Annotated in this window: 1 protein-coding gene; it reads left to right on the top strand. The window is 31.5% G+C overall.

Going from position 1 to position 505, the window contains the following annotated elements:
- Positions 1-15: 15 nt before the first annotated feature.
- Positions 16-505, top strand: a 490-nt coding sequence (locus ASV53_RS24480) for a hypothetical protein (protein ID WP_141226340.1), incomplete at its 3' end; no start/stop codon positions are given.

Here is a 505-nt window from a genome sequence, read left to right as displayed (position 1 = left end):
ACTTCAGTAGATAAAATGAATTTTTTTGAGTTAATAGATTTAACAAGACCTTATCACTATACTAATATTGTTGAAAATGCGATTGACTCAAAGAGCCTTATTAAGGCCAAGAAAAAATACCTCTCACTTGATAGGAAGTCAACATTTGATCTTCATTCCTATGCACTAAGTTATTTTAACGTTAAAGTTGAGTGGAAACTGAATGCTGCTGTGTTACTTAATCCTGATGAATTCAATGTTGAATTTGCCTCTAAAGCAAATAACCTAAGAGCAATTATGCCACTTGCAATGCCTGGCTTTGTTTCTTCCTGTATGAATCACAATCGTTTAAATAGACAGGCAGAAATGGATTTATTGATGTTAAATGATAGAGATTGTTTAATTGAGTCAAAATCAGGTTTTACAATACCATATGAGGAGTGGCTAGATATCCTTTTTAAGGACAACGTAACAAAAGCATTATCAAATCATGAATTTGCAAATGCTATTGGTTTAAATATATCAT

The organism is Photobacterium sanguinicancri (assembly GCF_002265265.1).
GTDB lineage: Bacteria > Pseudomonadota > Gammaproteobacteria > Enterobacterales > Vibrionaceae > Photobacterium > Photobacterium sanguinicancri.
This window is presented reverse-complemented; position numbering and strand designations above follow the sequence as displayed.